General features: G+C 36.8%; 17 protein-coding genes. 11 read left to right on the forward strand and 6 right to left on the reverse strand.

The genetic code is table 11. The features are described 5' to 3' along the window. Position 1 precedes the first annotated feature (1 nt). Positions 2-970: an L-histidine N(alpha)-methyltransferase gene (locus DET49_RS05240; RefSeq protein WP_133547040.1), complete on the forward strand. Its 969-nt coding sequence runs from the start codon at positions 2-4 to the stop codon at positions 968-970. Here the strand turns inward: DET49_RS05240 and DET49_RS05245 are convergent. Next, complete coding sequence (locus tag DET49_RS05245) at positions 967-2,052, reverse strand: aminotransferase class V-fold PLP-dependent enzyme (protein ID WP_133547041.1); 1,086 nt, start codon at positions 2,050-2,052, stop codon at positions 967-969. The genes DET49_RS05240 and DET49_RS05245 overlap by 4 nt on opposite strands. Positions 2,053-2,115: 63 nt before the next feature. Here DET49_RS05245 and DET49_RS05250 point away from each other — a divergent pair, with 63 nt between their 5' ends. From DET49_RS05250 to fabD, 5 genes are all read left to right on the forward strand, one after another. Beyond that, a complete protein-coding gene (locus DET49_RS05250) occupies positions 2,116-2,613 on the forward strand; it encodes a 2TM domain-containing protein (RefSeq protein ID WP_133547042.1) in 498 nt (165 codons plus the stop codon). Positions 2,614-2,616: 3 nt separating this feature from the next. After that, positions 2,617-3,099, forward strand: coding sequence for a dihydrofolate reductase (locus DET49_RS05255; protein WP_133547043.1), 483 nt, complete (start codon positions 2,617-2,619; stop codon positions 3,097-3,099). Further along, a complete protein-coding gene (locus DET49_RS05260; RefSeq protein WP_243729531.1) occupies positions 3,065-3,937 on the forward strand; it encodes a fructosamine kinase family protein in 873 nt (290 codons plus the stop codon). The genes DET49_RS05255 and DET49_RS05260 overlap by 35 nt, the downstream gene beginning before the upstream one ends. A gap of 103 nt (positions 3,938-4,040) precedes the next feature. Continuing rightward, entirely contained in the window at positions 4,041-4,541 is a 501-nt protein-coding gene (locus DET49_RS05265) for a pyridoxamine 5'-phosphate oxidase family protein (protein WP_133547045.1), read from the forward strand. A gap of 93 nt (positions 4,542-4,634) precedes the next feature. Further along, positions 4,635-5,516: an ACP S-malonyltransferase gene (fabD, locus tag DET49_RS05270; protein WP_133547046.1), complete on the forward strand. Its 882-nt coding sequence runs from the start codon at positions 4,635-4,637 to the stop codon at positions 5,514-5,516. 286 nt (positions 5,517-5,802) lie between these two features. Here the strand turns inward: fabD and DET49_RS05275 are convergent, their stop codons facing one another. Then, positions 5,803-6,936, reverse strand: a complete 1,134-nt coding sequence (locus DET49_RS05275; RefSeq protein ID WP_133547047.1) for a DegT/DnrJ/EryC1/StrS family aminotransferase — start codon at positions 6,934-6,936, stop codon at positions 5,803-5,805. A 95-nt stretch (positions 6,937-7,031) separates the two neighbouring features. On the opposite strand from DET49_RS05275, the gene DET49_RS05280 reads away from it, so the two are divergent. The 4 genes from DET49_RS05280 to DET49_RS18400 all read left to right on the forward strand — a co-directional run bounded on the left by DET49_RS05280 (position 7,032) and on the right by DET49_RS18400 (position 9,069). Continuing rightward, positions 7,032-8,297 carry a 3-deoxy-D-manno-octulosonic acid transferase gene (locus DET49_RS05280; protein WP_133547048.1) on the forward strand — a complete coding sequence of 422 codons (1,266 nt, stop codon included), beginning with the start codon at positions 7,032-7,034 and terminating at the stop codon, positions 8,295-8,297. Positions 8,298-8,359: 62 nt separating this feature from the next. Continuing rightward, positions 8,360-8,584, forward strand: a complete 225-nt coding sequence (locus DET49_RS05285; protein ID WP_133547049.1) for a hypothetical protein — start codon at positions 8,360-8,362, stop codon at positions 8,582-8,584. Positions 8,585-8,713: 129 nt separating this feature from the next. Beyond that, positions 8,714-8,896: a hypothetical protein gene (locus DET49_RS05290; RefSeq protein ID WP_133547050.1), complete on the forward strand. Its 183-nt coding sequence runs from the start codon at positions 8,714-8,716 to the stop codon at positions 8,894-8,896. A 17-nt stretch (positions 8,897-8,913) separates the two neighbouring features. Beyond that, the gene (locus tag DET49_RS18400; protein WP_166636541.1) at positions 8,914-9,069 is read left to right on the forward strand and encodes a hypothetical protein; all 156 of its coding nucleotides are present in this window, start codon (positions 8,914-8,916) and stop codon (positions 9,067-9,069) included. Positions 9,070-9,136: 67 nt separating this feature from the next. Here DET49_RS18400 and DET49_RS05295 read toward each other — a convergent pair whose 3' ends face one another. The 4 genes from DET49_RS05295 to DET49_RS05310 form a co-directional block, all read right to left on the reverse strand. Further along, positions 9,137-9,910 (reverse strand): XRE family transcriptional regulator, encoded by a 774-nt coding sequence (locus DET49_RS05295; RefSeq protein ID WP_133547051.1) that lies wholly within the window; start codon positions 9,908-9,910, stop codon positions 9,137-9,139. Positions 9,911-9,989: 79 nt separating this feature from the next. Further along, positions 9,990-10,367, reverse strand: a complete 378-nt coding sequence (locus tag DET49_RS05300; protein WP_133547052.1) for a PleD family two-component system response regulator — start codon at positions 10,365-10,367, stop codon at positions 9,990-9,992. Positions 10,368-10,372: 5 nt separating this feature from the next. After that, a complete protein-coding gene (locus DET49_RS05305; RefSeq protein WP_133547053.1) occupies positions 10,373-13,030 on the reverse strand; it encodes a PAS domain-containing sensor histidine kinase in 2,658 nt (885 codons plus the stop codon). A 185-nt stretch (positions 13,031-13,215) separates the two neighbouring features. Next, complete coding sequence (locus DET49_RS05310) at positions 13,216-13,962, reverse strand: SDR family NAD(P)-dependent oxidoreductase (protein WP_133547054.1); 747 nt, start codon at positions 13,960-13,962, stop codon at positions 13,216-13,218. Between the two features lie 111 nt (positions 13,963-14,073). On the opposite strand from DET49_RS05310, the gene DET49_RS05315 reads away from it, so the two are divergent. Next, a complete protein-coding gene (locus DET49_RS05315) occupies positions 14,074-14,751 on the forward strand; it encodes a M15 family metallopeptidase (protein ID WP_133547055.1) in 678 nt (225 codons plus the stop codon). The last annotated feature ends 94 nt before the right edge of the window (positions 14,752-14,845 follow it).

Here is a 14,845-nt window from a genome sequence, read left to right on the forward strand (position 1 = left end):
AATGAAAACCACACCAACTATATTTCAAACGGCCTTTGAACAAGACGTTTATAAAGGTCTTACCAGCTTTCCAAAATATTTGCTTTCCAAATATATCTACGATCAGAAAGGCGACAAACTGTTTCAGCAAATTATGGCGATGCCAGAATATTACCTCACCGATTGTGAGCTAAATATCCTTGAAAATCATAAAGCAGCCATTGCTGAAATTATTAATAAGACTGGTGGATTTGATCTCATTGAACTCGGCGCCGGTGACGGAAAAAAAACAAAGATCCTATTACAGTATTTAGTTGATAACAATTACGATTTTAAATATTTCCCGATAGATATAAGTCAACACGTTTTGGAAGAACTTGAACATTCTTTAAAGACGGAAATACCTGAAGTAAATGTAAAAATCCAGCAGGGAACCTATTTTAAAACCCTGGAAAATCTTACCGATTATAACGATCGCAGAAAAGTAATTTTAGTGCTGGGTTCTAATATTGGTAACCTTTTGCACGAAAATGCAATTGAATTTCTTAGAAATTTAAAGGAGGCTATGACCCCCCAAGACATGCTATTTATGGGTTTTGACCAGAAAAAGGATCCTAAAAAGATTTTGGATGCCTACAATGATAATACAGGAATTACTGAAGCTTTCAACAAAAATTTATTGGTTAGAATCAACAGGGAATTAGGTGCAGATTTTAACCTGGATAGTTTTAAACATTGGGAAACATATGACCCGGAAAGCGGAACTGCCAAAAGCTATTTAGTGAGTAAATCTAAACAAAAAGTGGTGATCAACAAACTCGATCTAGAAGTGAATTTTGACGCCTGGGAAAGCATTCATACTGAAATCTCCCAAAAATATGATGATGCAATAGTAGAATGGCTGGCCGTAGAAGCTGGGCTGGAAATCCAGACTAGTTTTCAGGATAAAGAAAATGATTATAAAAATTATATTTTCCGCAGGAAAAACTAACTCCCAAATTTCTTGATTTTTTTCAAAAGAAAATTCAGCTCTTGTTCGGTATTAAAGTAATGAAAACTTATACGTATTCCTGCTCCACGTTGAGAGGTGATTATTTGATTTCTTCTTAGATATTCGAACAATTTGTCGTCTCCTTTAATATTAAAAATTGAAGAGTGTTCTGCACGATTTACTACACTATCTTCAAGTAAATTCATTTTTTCAAATTCGATCCTGGCCTTTGTGCTTAGAGATTGTATTCTCTGTTGAATTTCAGTTAATTCTATTTTCTTAATCAGTTTTAAAGCCTCAGCCAGGCTTCCATAATTTAAGGTGTCCTTATGGCCAGGTTCGAATTTTCCAATAAAATTGTTTTCGTAAGCTTTATATTTTCCTTGCAACGAACTAAAGCTTAAAGCCTTTGGAACTATTCTTTGGTTTACTTTTTTATCGAATAGCATAAATGCGTTTCCATAACCGGCGTTTAACCATTTATAAGTACTGCAGATAAGCACATCCAACCCGCTCTTCTGAAAACTGAAATATTGAGTTCCGCAAAATTGAGTTCCATCGGCAATAAATAAGGTATCTGGGTATTCTTGTTTTAGTTTTTTAATAAAATTTAGATCAATTTTGATTCCGTTGATATATTGCACAATGCTAAATGCGAAGAAATCGGGTTGATACTCAGCAAATGCCCGAGCAATATTCTCCTCTAAATTTTCATCAATTTCGGCATATTCTATTTCAAAATTCCTGGAAGTCACTGCCCAGTTTAGCGAGGGGTAATCATCCCTAAGCAATAGCGCTTTTTGTGGTTTATCAAGACTCTCAAGCAGAGTATCGAACCCGTAAGAAAAATTTGGCACTAAAGCAACCTGCTCAGGCGAGGCGCCAAAACATTCCCCCACAAGTTCCCTTGCAGAGGTTAAAATTTCGGCCTGTTTCTCTCTGAAAATGCTTCCCCCAAGTAAAAAATCAAGGTCGTGATTTTGCCTGAACTCCCAAACCCTTTCAGGCAATAGGCCTGATGCCGCGGTATTTAAATAGGTGTATTGCTCTAAAACCGGAAAGCCTTTTCTTAAATTCTCCATAATCCCCTGCGAATTGTTAACAAAAACTGTAAATTTGGAATAGACACTAAATTACTTCTAATTATGTTTTCTAAAAAGAAAAACACTTCCAAACTCGATGCAGAACAGCGTGAACTCTATGAACACGCTCGTAAACGCACCCTTCAGAAAAAAAGATTATTTCAGCATTTCATCATTTTTCTGATCGGAGCCGTTTTTCTCATTGTTTTAAATGTGGTGATTGGCTATAAAGAGAATTTTATGCCCTTAGGTTATAACTGGTTTGTATGGGCCATCCTAGTCTGGGCTTTTATATTTTTAGCGCACGTTTTTAATGTTTTTGTCACCAATAAATTCCTGGGAAAAGAATGGCAGAATGAGCAAATGTCAAAACTAGTCCAAAAACAAAAGGAAAAAATTGCCCAAATGCAGGCACAGGTAGAAAAGGATTTTCCAGCAAATCCGCCTCAAAAAAAGACAGCCTTAAAATCGGAAAATACACCTGAATTAAAAGGTGGAAGTGAGCGATTTCAACCCGGAACCAGCGATCCAGAAAATCGTGACAAACCATACAATACTTAATTTATGATTACAATGATCGCCGCTGCAGCGGAAAATAATGCCCTGGGAAAAGATCAGGATTTGGTGTGGCATTTACCGGATGATTTCAAGCGTTTTAAAAAACTTACCAGCGGACACCATATCATTATGGGAAGAAAAACTTTTGAAACCTTTCCCAAACCTCTCCCAAACCGGACACATATCGTCATTACCAGAAAAGACAATTATCTACATAAAGACGCAACCGTGGTTTCATCTTTGGAAAAGGCGTTACAATTTGCCAGGAAAGATGAACAGCCTTTTATAATTGGTGGCGGAGAAATTTACGAATTAGGTATGGATGTTGCCGATAAAATAGAGCTTACTCGAGTACATAGTACTTTTGAAGCCGACACTTTTTTTCCGGATATAGATGAAAAAAAATGGAAATTAGTGGCAGAGGAATTTCATCCCATAGACGCCGAGCACGCTTATGCATTCACTTATCTTACCTATGTCAGAAAATGAATTATTACATACAATTGCAGAAGAACACCAACTTAAAAATCCAAAATTCAGTCGGCTTAAAGGTGGAGATATTAATAATGTTTTTCTTATCAATTCTGAAACTAAAAAACAGGTTGCAAAAATAAATGATGCTAATAAATTCCCTGGAATGTTTGAAGCAGAAAAAGCAGGTTTGGAGGCACTCCAAAATCCAAATATAATTGATGTTCCCAGCGTTTTGGGAATTGGGAAAATTGAAAATAACGCGTATTTGCTCTTAGAATTTCGCGAAAGTGGAAAAAAGAAAATAGATTTCTGGAAAACCTTTGGAACCAAAATGGCTGCGTTGCACAAAACCACAGCGAAAGAATTCGGCTTTTATCAGGATAACTACATCGGCAGCCTTCCACAGCGAAATAACAAGAAAACTTCACCGGCCGATTTCTATATTTCTCAGCGTATTGAACCGCAATTAAAACTGGCAAAAGATAAAGGCTATGAACTCCCTGTTCAATACTCTTTTTTCAAAAATATCGCATCAATAATCCCTAGTGAGGCCCCAGCCCTCATTCACGGTGATCTTTGGGGTGGCAACTATTTGGTAAATATTGAGGGAAATCCTTGTCTTATAGATCCAGCCACCGCTTTTGCTCCGCGAGAGATGGATCTTGCGATGATGAAACTCTTTGGGGGGTTCGACTCAGAATTTTTTGAGGTCTATGACCAGGAATATCCTTTGGAACCGGGATTTGAAAATCGAATTCCCATATGGCAACTATATTATTTATTGGTTCATCTCAATCTTTTTGGGTTGGGATATAAACCCCAGGTTACCAGTATTATTAAGCAATTCAACTAATTTCACACTTCTTAACAGGCAGCAATATTCTTTTAGGAGTTTATTAGCGCAGATAGCCTTAGATACTCATTAAATTGAACTTACCAATTTAAACTAAAACGAAATGAGTACTGAAAATTTAAATAAGGAAGAGGCTTTGTCTAAAATGAAGTCCATGGTGAAAAGTATTAAAACAGCTATGCTGGTCACAGATTTTGGAAACAAACCTTTAAGCGCTGTTCCAATGACAACCAAAGAGGTTGATAAGGAAGGAAATATATGGTTTTTTAGTCGATTAGATAGCGACCACAACGGAGATATTGCAAAAGACAATGATGTGCAGTTGTTATACAGCGATACCTCGGAGATGGAGTTTATCAGCATCTACGGGAAAGCTACCATTGAAACCAATCAAAATATTCTAAAGGAATTTTACGGCAAATTGGACGATGCCTGGTTTAATGGTGTGGACGATCCCAACCTCACCGCTATTAAAGTGGTTCCAAAAGAAGCTTATTTCTGGGACAACAAACAAAATAAATTTGTAAGTTTTTTAAAAATAGGAGCGGCAGCCTTAACCGGTGAGAAAAAAGATATTGGAGAAAAAGGGAAATTGAATATTTAAAAACTTATTTGTGATGGAAAGATCTCGTAACAACTCAATTGTTATGAGGTTTTTTTTATTATTTCTATTTTAGCCGAATCTAAAAAGAATATTATGAACGCATATATCTTTCCCGGTCAGGGAGCACAATTTTCAGGAATGGGTTTAGACCTTTTTGAGAAATCTACTCAAGCACAGGAGTTATTTAATAAAGCCAATTCAATTTTAGGTTTTTCCATAACTGATATTATGTTTGAAGGTTCTGCCCAAGATCTTAAGGAAACTAAAGTTACCCAGCCGGCTGTATTTTTACATTCGGTAATTCTCAGTAAAATTTTAGGCGAAGACTTTAAACCTGATATGGTTGCGGGCCATTCCCTGGGAGAACTTTCTGCTCTTGTAGCCAATAATACCCTTTCATTTGAAGACGGATTGAAATTAGTTTATAAACGTGCTATGGCTATGCAGCACGCCTGTGAATTAGAACCTTCTACAATGGCTGCCGTTCTAGGCTTAGAAGATGAAATAGTGGAAGCAATTTGTGCTGAAACAAGCGGAATAGTAGTAGCTGCGAATTATAATTGCCCTGGACAATTGGTGATCTCAGGAGACTTAAAAGCAGTAGAGAATGCTTGTGAAACTTTAAAGGAGCGAGGCGCTAAAAGGGCAATGATCCTACCAGTGGGAGGTGCCTTTCATTCTCCTCTAATGGAACCCGCCAGGAAAGAACTTGCAACGGCTATAGAAAATACAAACTTTAGCACTCCGACCTGCCCAATTTATCAGAATGTAAGCACTTTTGCGGTAACTGACCCGGAAGTGATTAAGAAAAATCTCGTTTTTCAATTGACCGCTCCTGTGAAATGGACCCAGAGCATTCAGAAAATGATTAAAGATGGAGCTACAAATTTTATCGAAGTTGGGCCAGGTAAAGTTTTGCAGGGTTTAGTTAAGAAGATAGACCGAAAAGTGGAAACCTCTTCAGCTACATTATAAAATTCTATGGCCTTTTAAAACCCCCATACAACAATCCCGAATTTTGAATATTCGGGATTGTTCATTATAGCATTGTAATATAATTGATACCCTTACCTACTGTATAATTTAGCCCCACCTCTTTCCATTTTACGGATTAGTAACGCTCTTATAAAAAAGAAACATCAGCTGGAAAATACTGATCACCCAACTTCCTGAAATAAAGATTCTAAGGATGGGTATTACCGATGATGGAGAAGTAATTAAATTACAAACCCGAAAAGATTTTCAGTTAAATATCTTATTACTATCCCTTCAAAAATTCAATAATAGTCTTTGAAATAAAATCAATTTGCTCATCTTCCAATTCGGTATGCATCGGAAGTGAAAGTACTTCCTGAACCAGTTGATTTGTTATTGGAAAATCGGCTTCGTTATACCTTGAATCAGCATATGCTTTTTGTTTATGCAAGGGAATAGGATAGTAAATTCCAAAAGGAATGCCTTGTTCCTGAAGGTGTTTGGCCAGGGCATCTCGTTTTCCATTTTGAATTTTAAGAGTATACTGGTGGTAAACGTGGGTATCAGCATCCCCCATTCTTAAAGGGGTAATCACACCTTCTTCTCCTTGAAATGCCTTAGAATATGTATCAGCAGACTTTCTTCTGGTTTTATTGTAAAAATCAAGCTTTGGCAGTTTCGCTCTTAAAACCGCCGCCTGTAAACTATCTAACCGCGAATTGACACCGACCACATCATGATGATAACGTTCATACATTCCATGGTTCACGATTCCTCGCATGGTATGTGCTAAATCATCATCGTTGGTGAAAATTGCACCGCCATCGCCATAACACCCTAAGTTCTTAGACGGAAAAAATGAAGTTGCTCCAATATGACCAAGCGTTCCGGTTTTATAGGTCTTCCCATTTTTTGAATGATAATTTCCACCTATGGCCTGAGCATTATCCTCTATTACAAAAAGATGATGTTCCTCTGCAATTTCCATAATCACATCCATATTGGCCGCCTGACCAAAGAGATGAACCGGAACAATCGCTTTTGTTTTTGGGGTGATTGCTTTTTTTATAGCTTCCGGATCAATATTAAAACTATCCGCCTCTACATCTACCAGTACAGGTGTAAGCTGAAGGAGTGCTATCACTTCAACGGTAGCCGCGAAAGTGAAGTCTGCAGTAATAACTTCATCTCCCGGTTTCAGCCCAAGCCCCATCATGGCTATTTGTAGAGCATCAGTGCCGTTTGCACAGGGAATTACATTTTTAACATCCAGATATTCTTCCAACTCCTTCTGAAACTGCTGAACTTCAGGACCGTTTATAAATGCTGCATTTTCTATTACCTGTTGAAAAGAAGTATTGACCTGTTCTTTTATTCCTTCATACTGACCCTTAAGGTCAACCATTTGTATCTTTTTCATGTATTTTTTTTGGAGTCACGAAAATACGAAATAAGCTTCCTATTGCCAATCAATTTTAATTAAAGGCCTATTTTTGCAGTAGAAACAAAAGTATTTTGAATTCACTTTACAATTTAGTTACTAAAATTGCTGAAAAAACATTACCCCTGGCTGGCAGGTTTAGTCCAAAACTGCAGTTATTTACTCAGGGGAGGAAATCAGTTTTCAGCATTTTAGAAAGGGAAATCGAACCGACATCGAATTATTTGTGGATTCATGCAGCTTCCCTTGGAGAATTCGAGCAAGCCATGCCAATAATTGAAGAGCTAAAAATAAGATTTCCAAAGTATAAGGTATTGATAAGCTTCTTCTCTCCTTCGGGTTACGAAAATAAAAAAAATCATCCACTGGCTGATGTAATTACTTACCTCCCGTTGGATACCCCACAAAATGCCCAACGATTTTTAGAGCTTACAAGACCAAAAGTAGCTTTGTTTATAAAATATGAGATTTGGCCTAATTATCTTAAGGAATTAAAAAAACGAAACATTAGAACTTTCCTGGTCTCAGGAGTTTTTAGAAAGAATCAAATCTATTTTAAACCTTACGGTGGATTTATGCGGAAGGCTCTAGGAAATTTCGAGCATTTATTTGTTCAGAATGAAACTTCGTTAAAATTACTTAATAATATAGGTTTTAAAAACATAAGCCTTAGTGGTGATACGCGCTTCGACCGTGTTTCTAAGCAAATTCGGTATAATAATCAGCTAAAATTTGCTGAAGATTTTATAAATAATACAACTTGTTTAGTTGCCGGCAGTACTTGGTTGGAGGATGAAACTCTTTTGCTTCCTTTTATTAATGATCCTTCAAAAAAAATAAAAATCATCCTCGCCCCTCATGAAATAAAAGAAAACAAAATAAAGGCACTTCAGCAAAAGATTAAAAAAAAATCTGTGCGATTTACAGAGAATACAAACAAAGAATTATCAAGCTATGATGTTCTGATATTAGACACTATTGGGTTACTTGGTAAGATCTATAGCTATGCTGACATCGCCTATGTTGGTGGCGCGGCAGGAAGTTCCGGACTTCACAACATCCTGGAACCTGCTACTTTTGGAATCCCTATAATTATTGGTAAGAATTACAAAAAATTCCCGGAAGCTATCCGTCTAAGACAGCTAGCTGGATTATTCTCTGTGGAGAATGCTGAGGGCTTTTCTGAGATTTCAAATAAGCTTATTCGAGATAAGGATTTCAGGCAAAAGACGGGAATGATTGCAGGGCACTTTGTTAATAGTAACGTGGGCGCAACCAACCGCATAATAAGTTACTTAAAGGAAACATCGGTGAAAGATGATTTAGCTAAAATTTCCTAAAAAATAAATTAGGAACCGGAATATGTTGTAATTTCGAACAATAAATCAATAAATTAAAGATTATGAAACGAGTACTTATTACCGGAGTAATTTTACTGTTTACTGCAATGAGCTTTACCTCTTGTCGCGAAACAACAGAAAAAGTCACCGTAGTTAAGGAAGTTGAAAAAGAAGAACCGGTTGTTGAAGAGGAAAAAGGAATCCTTGAAAGAGCTGGGGAAAAAGTTGATAACAAAGTAAATGAAGAGATTGACGAAGAAATAGATAAGATTGACGAAAACAATTAAATAATCTTATTGATTTTTATAAAATAAAAAATATATCACTTTATTTTATGAAAATTTTAGCAATATAAATGTTAAAGTTCACGCATACATCTCTAATTTTGTTTTAACAAACTAGAAAATCACTTAATTATGAAGAGATCAATTTTAATGCTCGCAATGTTTTTTACCCTAAGCACGGCATTTGTTTCTTGTAGAGAAGTTAACGAAGAGGAGGAAGTGGAAATAGATGAACAGGAAATGGAAGGTGAAATGGAAGAAATGGAGCATGAAGAAGGGGACATGGAAGCAGTTGAGCCGGCCGAAGAATATTAATACCTAAACTTAGAATCATGAAAAAATTAATTTTAATGCTTGCGCTTACATTTAGTACCGCTGCGGTTTTTACATCTTGTAGAGAAGAAAAATCGGGAGTGGAAGAAGCTGCCGATGATGTTGAAGATGCAGCTGAAGACGTAGGCGACGAAGTTGAAGATGCTGTAGAATAAACAGGAACTTCCCGTAATTAACCAACCAGAAAATCCTTTTTGAATTAAATCAAAAAGGATTTTTTAATTAAGCCTGTTTTTTGAACGACTTTAATTCCCGTTTCAAATCCTCCATCGATTGCTTTAGCTCTCTAAAGAGTCCGCTTTCCGAAGGATTATCCAGGTTAAAGGTAAGCTTTGAGTTTACCTGCCAAAGCTCCTGAATTTCGTTGATATTCACTTCTATTGGAAAGTATTCTTCATTTAGAGAAATTAATAGCACTTTAGAGACATCAGGGAGTTTCTGCAATTTTTTAACCAGAACTGAGTCTTGCAGAACCACAACATAAACTTTGTTATTATTAGCCTGATCAAGATCTGGTACAGCTTTGGCTAAAACCCATTCATTAGGGTAATAATTGGGTAACATACTGTCACCCTCTATTTGAAACCCGCGATAGGTAGCATTCCTGAATTCAGGGAGGGGTATATCGAAGGCCGGCAGTTGCTGGTACCATTCCACATCCTGCACATTATGCGGATACCCTGCAGCCGCCCTTTGATTCACCATTACCATATTCTCGTTATCTGAAGAATCTACGGTAATCACCTTCGGGCTTACATCACCTTTGCTTAGTTGTAAATATTTTTGTCCGCTTTGCCCAAAAAGCCATAAAGGATTAATACCAAACTGCCTTAAAAGCTCAGCAACTACCTTTCCAGAAAGTTTGGTACGACCTCGCTCGATATCCGCAGTAGAGTTCTTTATTCCCAAAAGTTCAGCAAAATCAGATTGCGTGAAGTTATTTTCTTCCCTGACTTCTTTAAAATGTTTAATTTCAATAGACGATAACTGCCCCATACTTTGTCGCATTTAGGAATTAATCCAATTACATTCAAATATATTGGATTAATTCCATACAAACAATAAAAAATTGCAACTATTGTTTTTCTCTGTTAAGAATATCTTCTATTTTATTGGTAAGATCTTCAACCTCAAAGGGCTTCGCTATAAAATCGTTAGCTCCCGCTTTTTTACATTTTGGACCGGCATCATGCAATGCGGACATCATAAGCACTGGGGTTTCAGCAATTTCTGGGTTCGCCCTGATTCCCGCACACACATCAGTTCCATCAACACCTGAAATAAGCATATCCAATAATACTATATCTATATTTTCCTGTTGAATTAATTCCTCTGCCAAGAGTGGCTTTTCGGTGACCTTTACCTTGTAACCGTAAAATTCCAATAATGTTTTTAACATTTCACCAATTCCCGAATCATCATCTACCACTAGAATTTTTGTCGTTTTCTCCATATTTTTTAATTAGAAGTAATTTGCTCAGCATTAAGAATAAATGAAAATTCTGAACCTTCGTCCAACTTACTTTTCAATTGTATTTCTCCGTTATGTCTTTCTATAATTTCATTGGCCAAATATAACCCTATTCCAAAACCTGAATAAGTTTCTTCACTTTTTACTCCAACCCTGTAAAAGCGATTAAAGATTTTTTTGTGATTTTCTTCTCTAATTCCAATTCCAAAATCCTTTACGCTTACTTTTATTTTATCCTCTGTTTCCTGGGAAATCCGCACAATAATATCCTGGCTGCCAGGCGAATATTTAATGGCATTAATCACAAAGTTGATAATTACCTGCCCAATTCTGTCCCTATCGGCCCGGACTTTACATTGCACATCACTTTCCAAAGCTATATTATGTTGTGTATTGGTATAATTTATATCCTGAATAGTCTCCGAAACAAGTTCATTTAAATTAAATTCTTCTTCCCTGAGTTCCAGTTGGTTTTCCCTAATCCGGGAAAGATCAAGTATTTCTGAAATTAAGCGTGTTAATCTTGAAACCTGATGATTTATCCTTTCTAATGAAGGTTGTAAGGGAAGCTGTGAAGATGCTATTTCCTGGTGCTTTTTAAGCAGGTTTAGTAAAAGCTGCACATAACCTTTGATGGATGTTACAGGAGTTTTTAACTCGTGGCTTACCATTTTCAGGAACTCCTCTTTACGCTTTTCTTCCTCTTTTATCTTGTCGATTTCCGTACTCGAGGCAATCCACATTTTCACCGTTCCATCGTCTTCTTTAACAGCCTCACACCTACTTAAATGCCAGATATATTTCCCCTCTTTATCCTTTAAACGCAATTGCATCTCAATATTGCAACCGGTCTTTAAACAATTTTCCCAAGCAGCCAAAAAAGTTTGCTTTTCTTCAGGATGAATATATTCCACCCACCCAATCTCTTTAAGATGTTTACTGTCTTGACCGGTAAAATCCAGCCAGTTCTTATTGAAATAGATATCATTACCATCTCCATCGGTTTTTGATACCATACCAGGCATTAAATCCGCCATCTGCCGGAAGTGAAATTCGCTTTCCTTCAATAAGAGTTTAGAATTCACCGAATCGGTAACATCAATGGCCATATTTAATATTCCATAAATTTCTCCATTTTTGTCCCGCAATGGTTTATAAGTAAAATTATAGAAGCCGGTTTGCAACTTCCCGTCTTTTCTAAGATCGACTCTGTCTTCTTTCCCCCAATAGGTTTCCCCGGTTTTTAGTACATTTCTTAGGATTTGTGCAAATGGTTGCCCTTCTAACTCGGGTAAGGCTTTTTCCAATGGTTTTCCTAAAACCGATTGGTCTTTTCCCCAAAGTGCTATCATTGAATCGTTAGCCAATTCAATAGTTAAGTCGCTACCAGTATAAATTGCAGTTGCCACTGTTGCCTCCTTGACAATTCCTTGCATGCGATGTTCTTTTTCCCGCACCAGGTTTTCTTTAACTTTTTCCTCATGCACATCTATTACAGTCCCTATCATACCTTCATAGTTACCCTTGGCATCAAACTTAGGGCTAGCTTTATCTAAAACCCATCGATATTCTCCTTTTCTGTTGCGCAACCTAAAACTTATAGTGTAGGCTTTCTTTTGATCATGCCCTTCCAAAAAAGCATATTCAGCTTGTTTTCTGTCCTCTGGATGTGTTGCGTCTAACCAACCCATCCCCTCTGCTTCCTCGTTATTTTGACCTGTATAACTATACCAGTTTTTATTTAGAAATACACTTTGGCCTTCGGTATCTGTAATCCAGATGATCGCAGGAACAGTATCAATAACCTCCTTTAACCGATCTTCGCTTTGTTCAACCTTCTTACGGGCCCGCACCTGCTCAGTCACATCTATGGCATGAACAAAAACACCATCAATTTCACCTTTTTGATTTCTGGTCGGTTCATATACAAAATTCAAATAAGAATTTTTGAATTTCCCTTTGCCTATATTCAGTTGAATAAGAATTTCGTTACCAACATACGCTTCACCGGTAGAATATACATTATCTAAAAGTTCAATAAAACCTTGATTTCCGATCTCCGGCAGGGCTTCTTTTACACTTTTCCCAATAATATTTCTATTCCCAACTAGCTTAATATAATTTTCGTTAGCTACTTCAAAAATATGCTCTGGGCCTCGAAGGATACAAATGTAGGCAGGTGCATTGGAAAGTATATTCTCAACAATTCTATTAAAAACTTTCTCCTGACGTGACAATTCTCCAATTTTCTTTAATTTTTTGAAACTAAAAAGAAATAGTCGGTTATCAGAAGGTGTTAAAAGTATTGAAGCATTCACAGTAAAACCTTTTGTTCCATTCTCAGGAAGTTCGATCTGAACGGTTCTTTCGGTAATAGGGTTTTCATCAACCTTTAATTCCTCCAATACACTTTTGAACTCAGGGGTGTCAAATTGATTTTGATTAAAATTGAAAATAGAAACATCTTGCATGTTTCCAGTTTTAACCTTAAACTTTTTCTTGAAATTGGCGTTATAAGATAAAACGTTCTTATGTTCGTCTAATACCAGTAATGGTTCACGAACAGTTTTAATCAAGCCCTGTGCGTAATTTTTAAGAATATCAAATTCCTCTTCGGAAAGTCTAGAGGTGTCAGATTCTACCATGGATATAAACTTAGTTTTCTGGTTTGTGTGCTAAAATAGAAGCACTAAAATACTATTTTCCAACACCAATTTCCATTTCATTTTCATAGGAAAATCATAAAGTTGTGATGGCCTTTAAATAATAAAACCGATAAAATTGATTTTATCGGTTTTAAAAAGATTAGTCGCAAAAAAATTGAAATGTCCTATTGCGCTAAATATCCCCCATCAATTGGGTAATAAGAACCCGTAACAAAGGTTGCCCTATCGCTGGCCAGCCATAATAAAAGTTCAGCCACTTCCTGAGGCTCTCCTAAACGGCCGATTGGATGGACATTTACCAATTGAGATAACAAATCTTTATCCAAATCTTTTAACAAAGGCGTTTTTATAAACGCAGGCCCAACCGAGTTCACCCTTATCCCCTTAGCCGAATATTCCAGTGCAGCAGATTTAGATAATCCTACCACCCCGTGTTTTGCAGCCACATAGGCTGCTGAGTTCGCAAAACCCACACTTCCCAAGATAGAAGCCACATTTATTATTGATCCATTGCCATTATTTAGCATTGCAGGAATTTGATAACGCATCCCATAAAAAACTCCAGAAAGGTTCACGGCAATAACCTTATCCCAGTCCGCAACAGGATATTCCCCTACCGGATGCTGGGAACCACCTATTCCTGCATTATTGATGGCAATATCCAATTTCCCAAATCGTTTCAGCGTTTCAGCAACACTTCTTTCAGAATCTTCTGATTTTGACGTATCGGCTTTAAAAAATACCACCTCGCCTCCTTTCTGCTCTATTTTCCTGGTTAGTTCCTCTCCTTTTTCAGTATCGATATCGGTTAAAAATAACCGTGCCCCTTCCCCAGCAAAAAGTAAAGCTGTACTTTCTCCTATTCCCGATGCAGCACCTGTAATAAGTGCTACTTTCCCTTTTAATTCCATAGCGTAAAAATTTTAATTAAACACTTCAAAATTAAGGCATTGCAACCTTTAGAAATATGATGAAAGTCAGGGAATAATATTTTAATTAACTTGGCTTAAAATACCGTAAGAATGAAAAGCTTAACCTACATCTTTATTTTTATACTTGGCTTTAATTCTGGCTTTGCTCAGGAAAAAGAGTTACCGAAAGGATTTGTATATATCAAAAAGCGAATTCCGGATATTAAAATTGATATCCGCTATGCCGGGAGCAATAATTTTATCGGGAAACCGGTGAACGCTTACCATAAACCGGTGGCTATTGTAACAGCACAGGCCGCCACAGCACTTGAAAAAGCCCAGAAAGATCTGATGATAGAAGGTTTTTGTTTAAAAGTTTTCGACGCTTATCGACCACAAACGGCTGTCAACCACTTTATCGAATGGGCTAAAAAGCCGGAGGATACCCTCACCAAGGGAAAATTTTACCCAGATATTGCGAAGAAAAATCTATTTCAGTTGGGTTATATCGCCACCAAATCCGGACATTCCAGGGGCAGTACTATAGACCTTACCGTTATTGACGCTGAAACCGGGAAAGAATTAGATATGGGAAGTGGTTACGATTTTTTTGGTGATATTTCTAACCATAGCAGTGATAAAATTACTAAAGAACAAAAAGCTAACCGTTCTTTACTCAAACGAATAATGATTAAAAACGGTTTTAGGCCCTATCCCGAGGAATGGTGGCATTACACCTTAAGAAACGAGCCTTATCCACAAACTTATTTTGATTTTCCGGTTCAATAGTATAGTTTAAAAAGCTCAATTGTTTGTTTTGTGCCCTTTATTTTTAAGAAAAACAAACCTCCGAAAAATATAAAAATTCTTCAGAGGTTTTATA

This window comes from Salegentibacter sp. 24 (genome assembly GCF_004362395.1).
Classification (GTDB): Bacteria; Bacteroidota; Bacteroidia; order Flavobacteriales; family Flavobacteriaceae; genus Salegentibacter.

What these genes read in the sequence shown, in the direction of transcription:
- DET49_RS05240 (WP_133547040.1), top strand. Translation starts at nt 2, where the DNA reads ATGAAAACCACACCAACTATATTTCAAACGGCCTTTGAACAAGACGTT.
- DET49_RS05245 (WP_133547041.1), bottom strand. Translation starts at nt 2,052, where the DNA reads ATGGAGAATTTAAGAAAAGGCTTTCCGGTTTTAGAGCAATACACCTAT.
- DET49_RS05250 (WP_133547042.1), top strand. Translation starts at nt 2,116, where the DNA reads ATGTTTTCTAAAAAGAAAAACACTTCCAAACTCGATGCAGAACAGCGT.
- DET49_RS05255 (WP_133547043.1), top strand. Translation starts at nt 2,617, where the DNA reads ATGATTACAATGATCGCCGCTGCAGCGGAAAATAATGCCCTGGGAAAA.
- DET49_RS05260 (WP_243729531.1), top strand. Translation starts at nt 3,065, where the DNA reads ATGCATTCACTTATCTTACCTATGTCAGAAAATGAATTATTACATACA.
- DET49_RS05265 (WP_133547045.1), top strand. Translation starts at nt 4,041, where the DNA reads ATGAGTACTGAAAATTTAAATAAGGAAGAGGCTTTGTCTAAAATGAAG.
- fabD (WP_133547046.1), top strand. Translation starts at nt 4,635, where the DNA reads ATGAACGCATATATCTTTCCCGGTCAGGGAGCACAATTTTCAGGAATG.
- DET49_RS05275 (WP_133547047.1), bottom strand. Translation starts at nt 6,936, where the DNA reads ATGAAAAAGATACAAATGGTTGACCTTAAGGGTCAGTATGAAGGAATA.
- DET49_RS05285 (WP_133547049.1), top strand. Translation starts at nt 8,360, where the DNA reads ATGAAACGAGTACTTATTACCGGAGTAATTTTACTGTTTACTGCAATG.
- DET49_RS05290 (WP_133547050.1), top strand. Translation starts at nt 8,714, where the DNA reads ATGAAGAGATCAATTTTAATGCTCGCAATGTTTTTTACCCTAAGCACG.
- DET49_RS18400 (WP_166636541.1), top strand. Translation starts at nt 8,914, where the DNA reads ATGAAAAAATTAATTTTAATGCTTGCGCTTACATTTAGTACCGCTGCG.
- DET49_RS05295 (WP_133547051.1), bottom strand. Translation starts at nt 9,910, where the DNA reads ATGGGGCAGTTATCGTCTATTGAAATTAAACATTTTAAAGAAGTCAGG.
- DET49_RS05300 (WP_133547052.1), bottom strand. Translation starts at nt 10,367, where the DNA reads ATGGAGAAAACGACAAAAATTCTAGTGGTAGATGATGATTCGGGAATT.
- DET49_RS05305 (WP_133547053.1), bottom strand. Translation starts at nt 13,030, where the DNA reads ATGGTAGAATCTGACACCTCTAGACTTTCCGAAGAGGAATTTGATATT.
- DET49_RS05310 (WP_133547054.1), bottom strand. Translation starts at nt 13,962, where the DNA reads ATGGAATTAAAAGGGAAAGTAGCACTTATTACAGGTGCTGCATCGGGA.
- DET49_RS05315 (WP_133547055.1), top strand. Translation starts at nt 14,074, where the DNA reads ATGAAAAGCTTAACCTACATCTTTATTTTTATACTTGGCTTTAATTCT.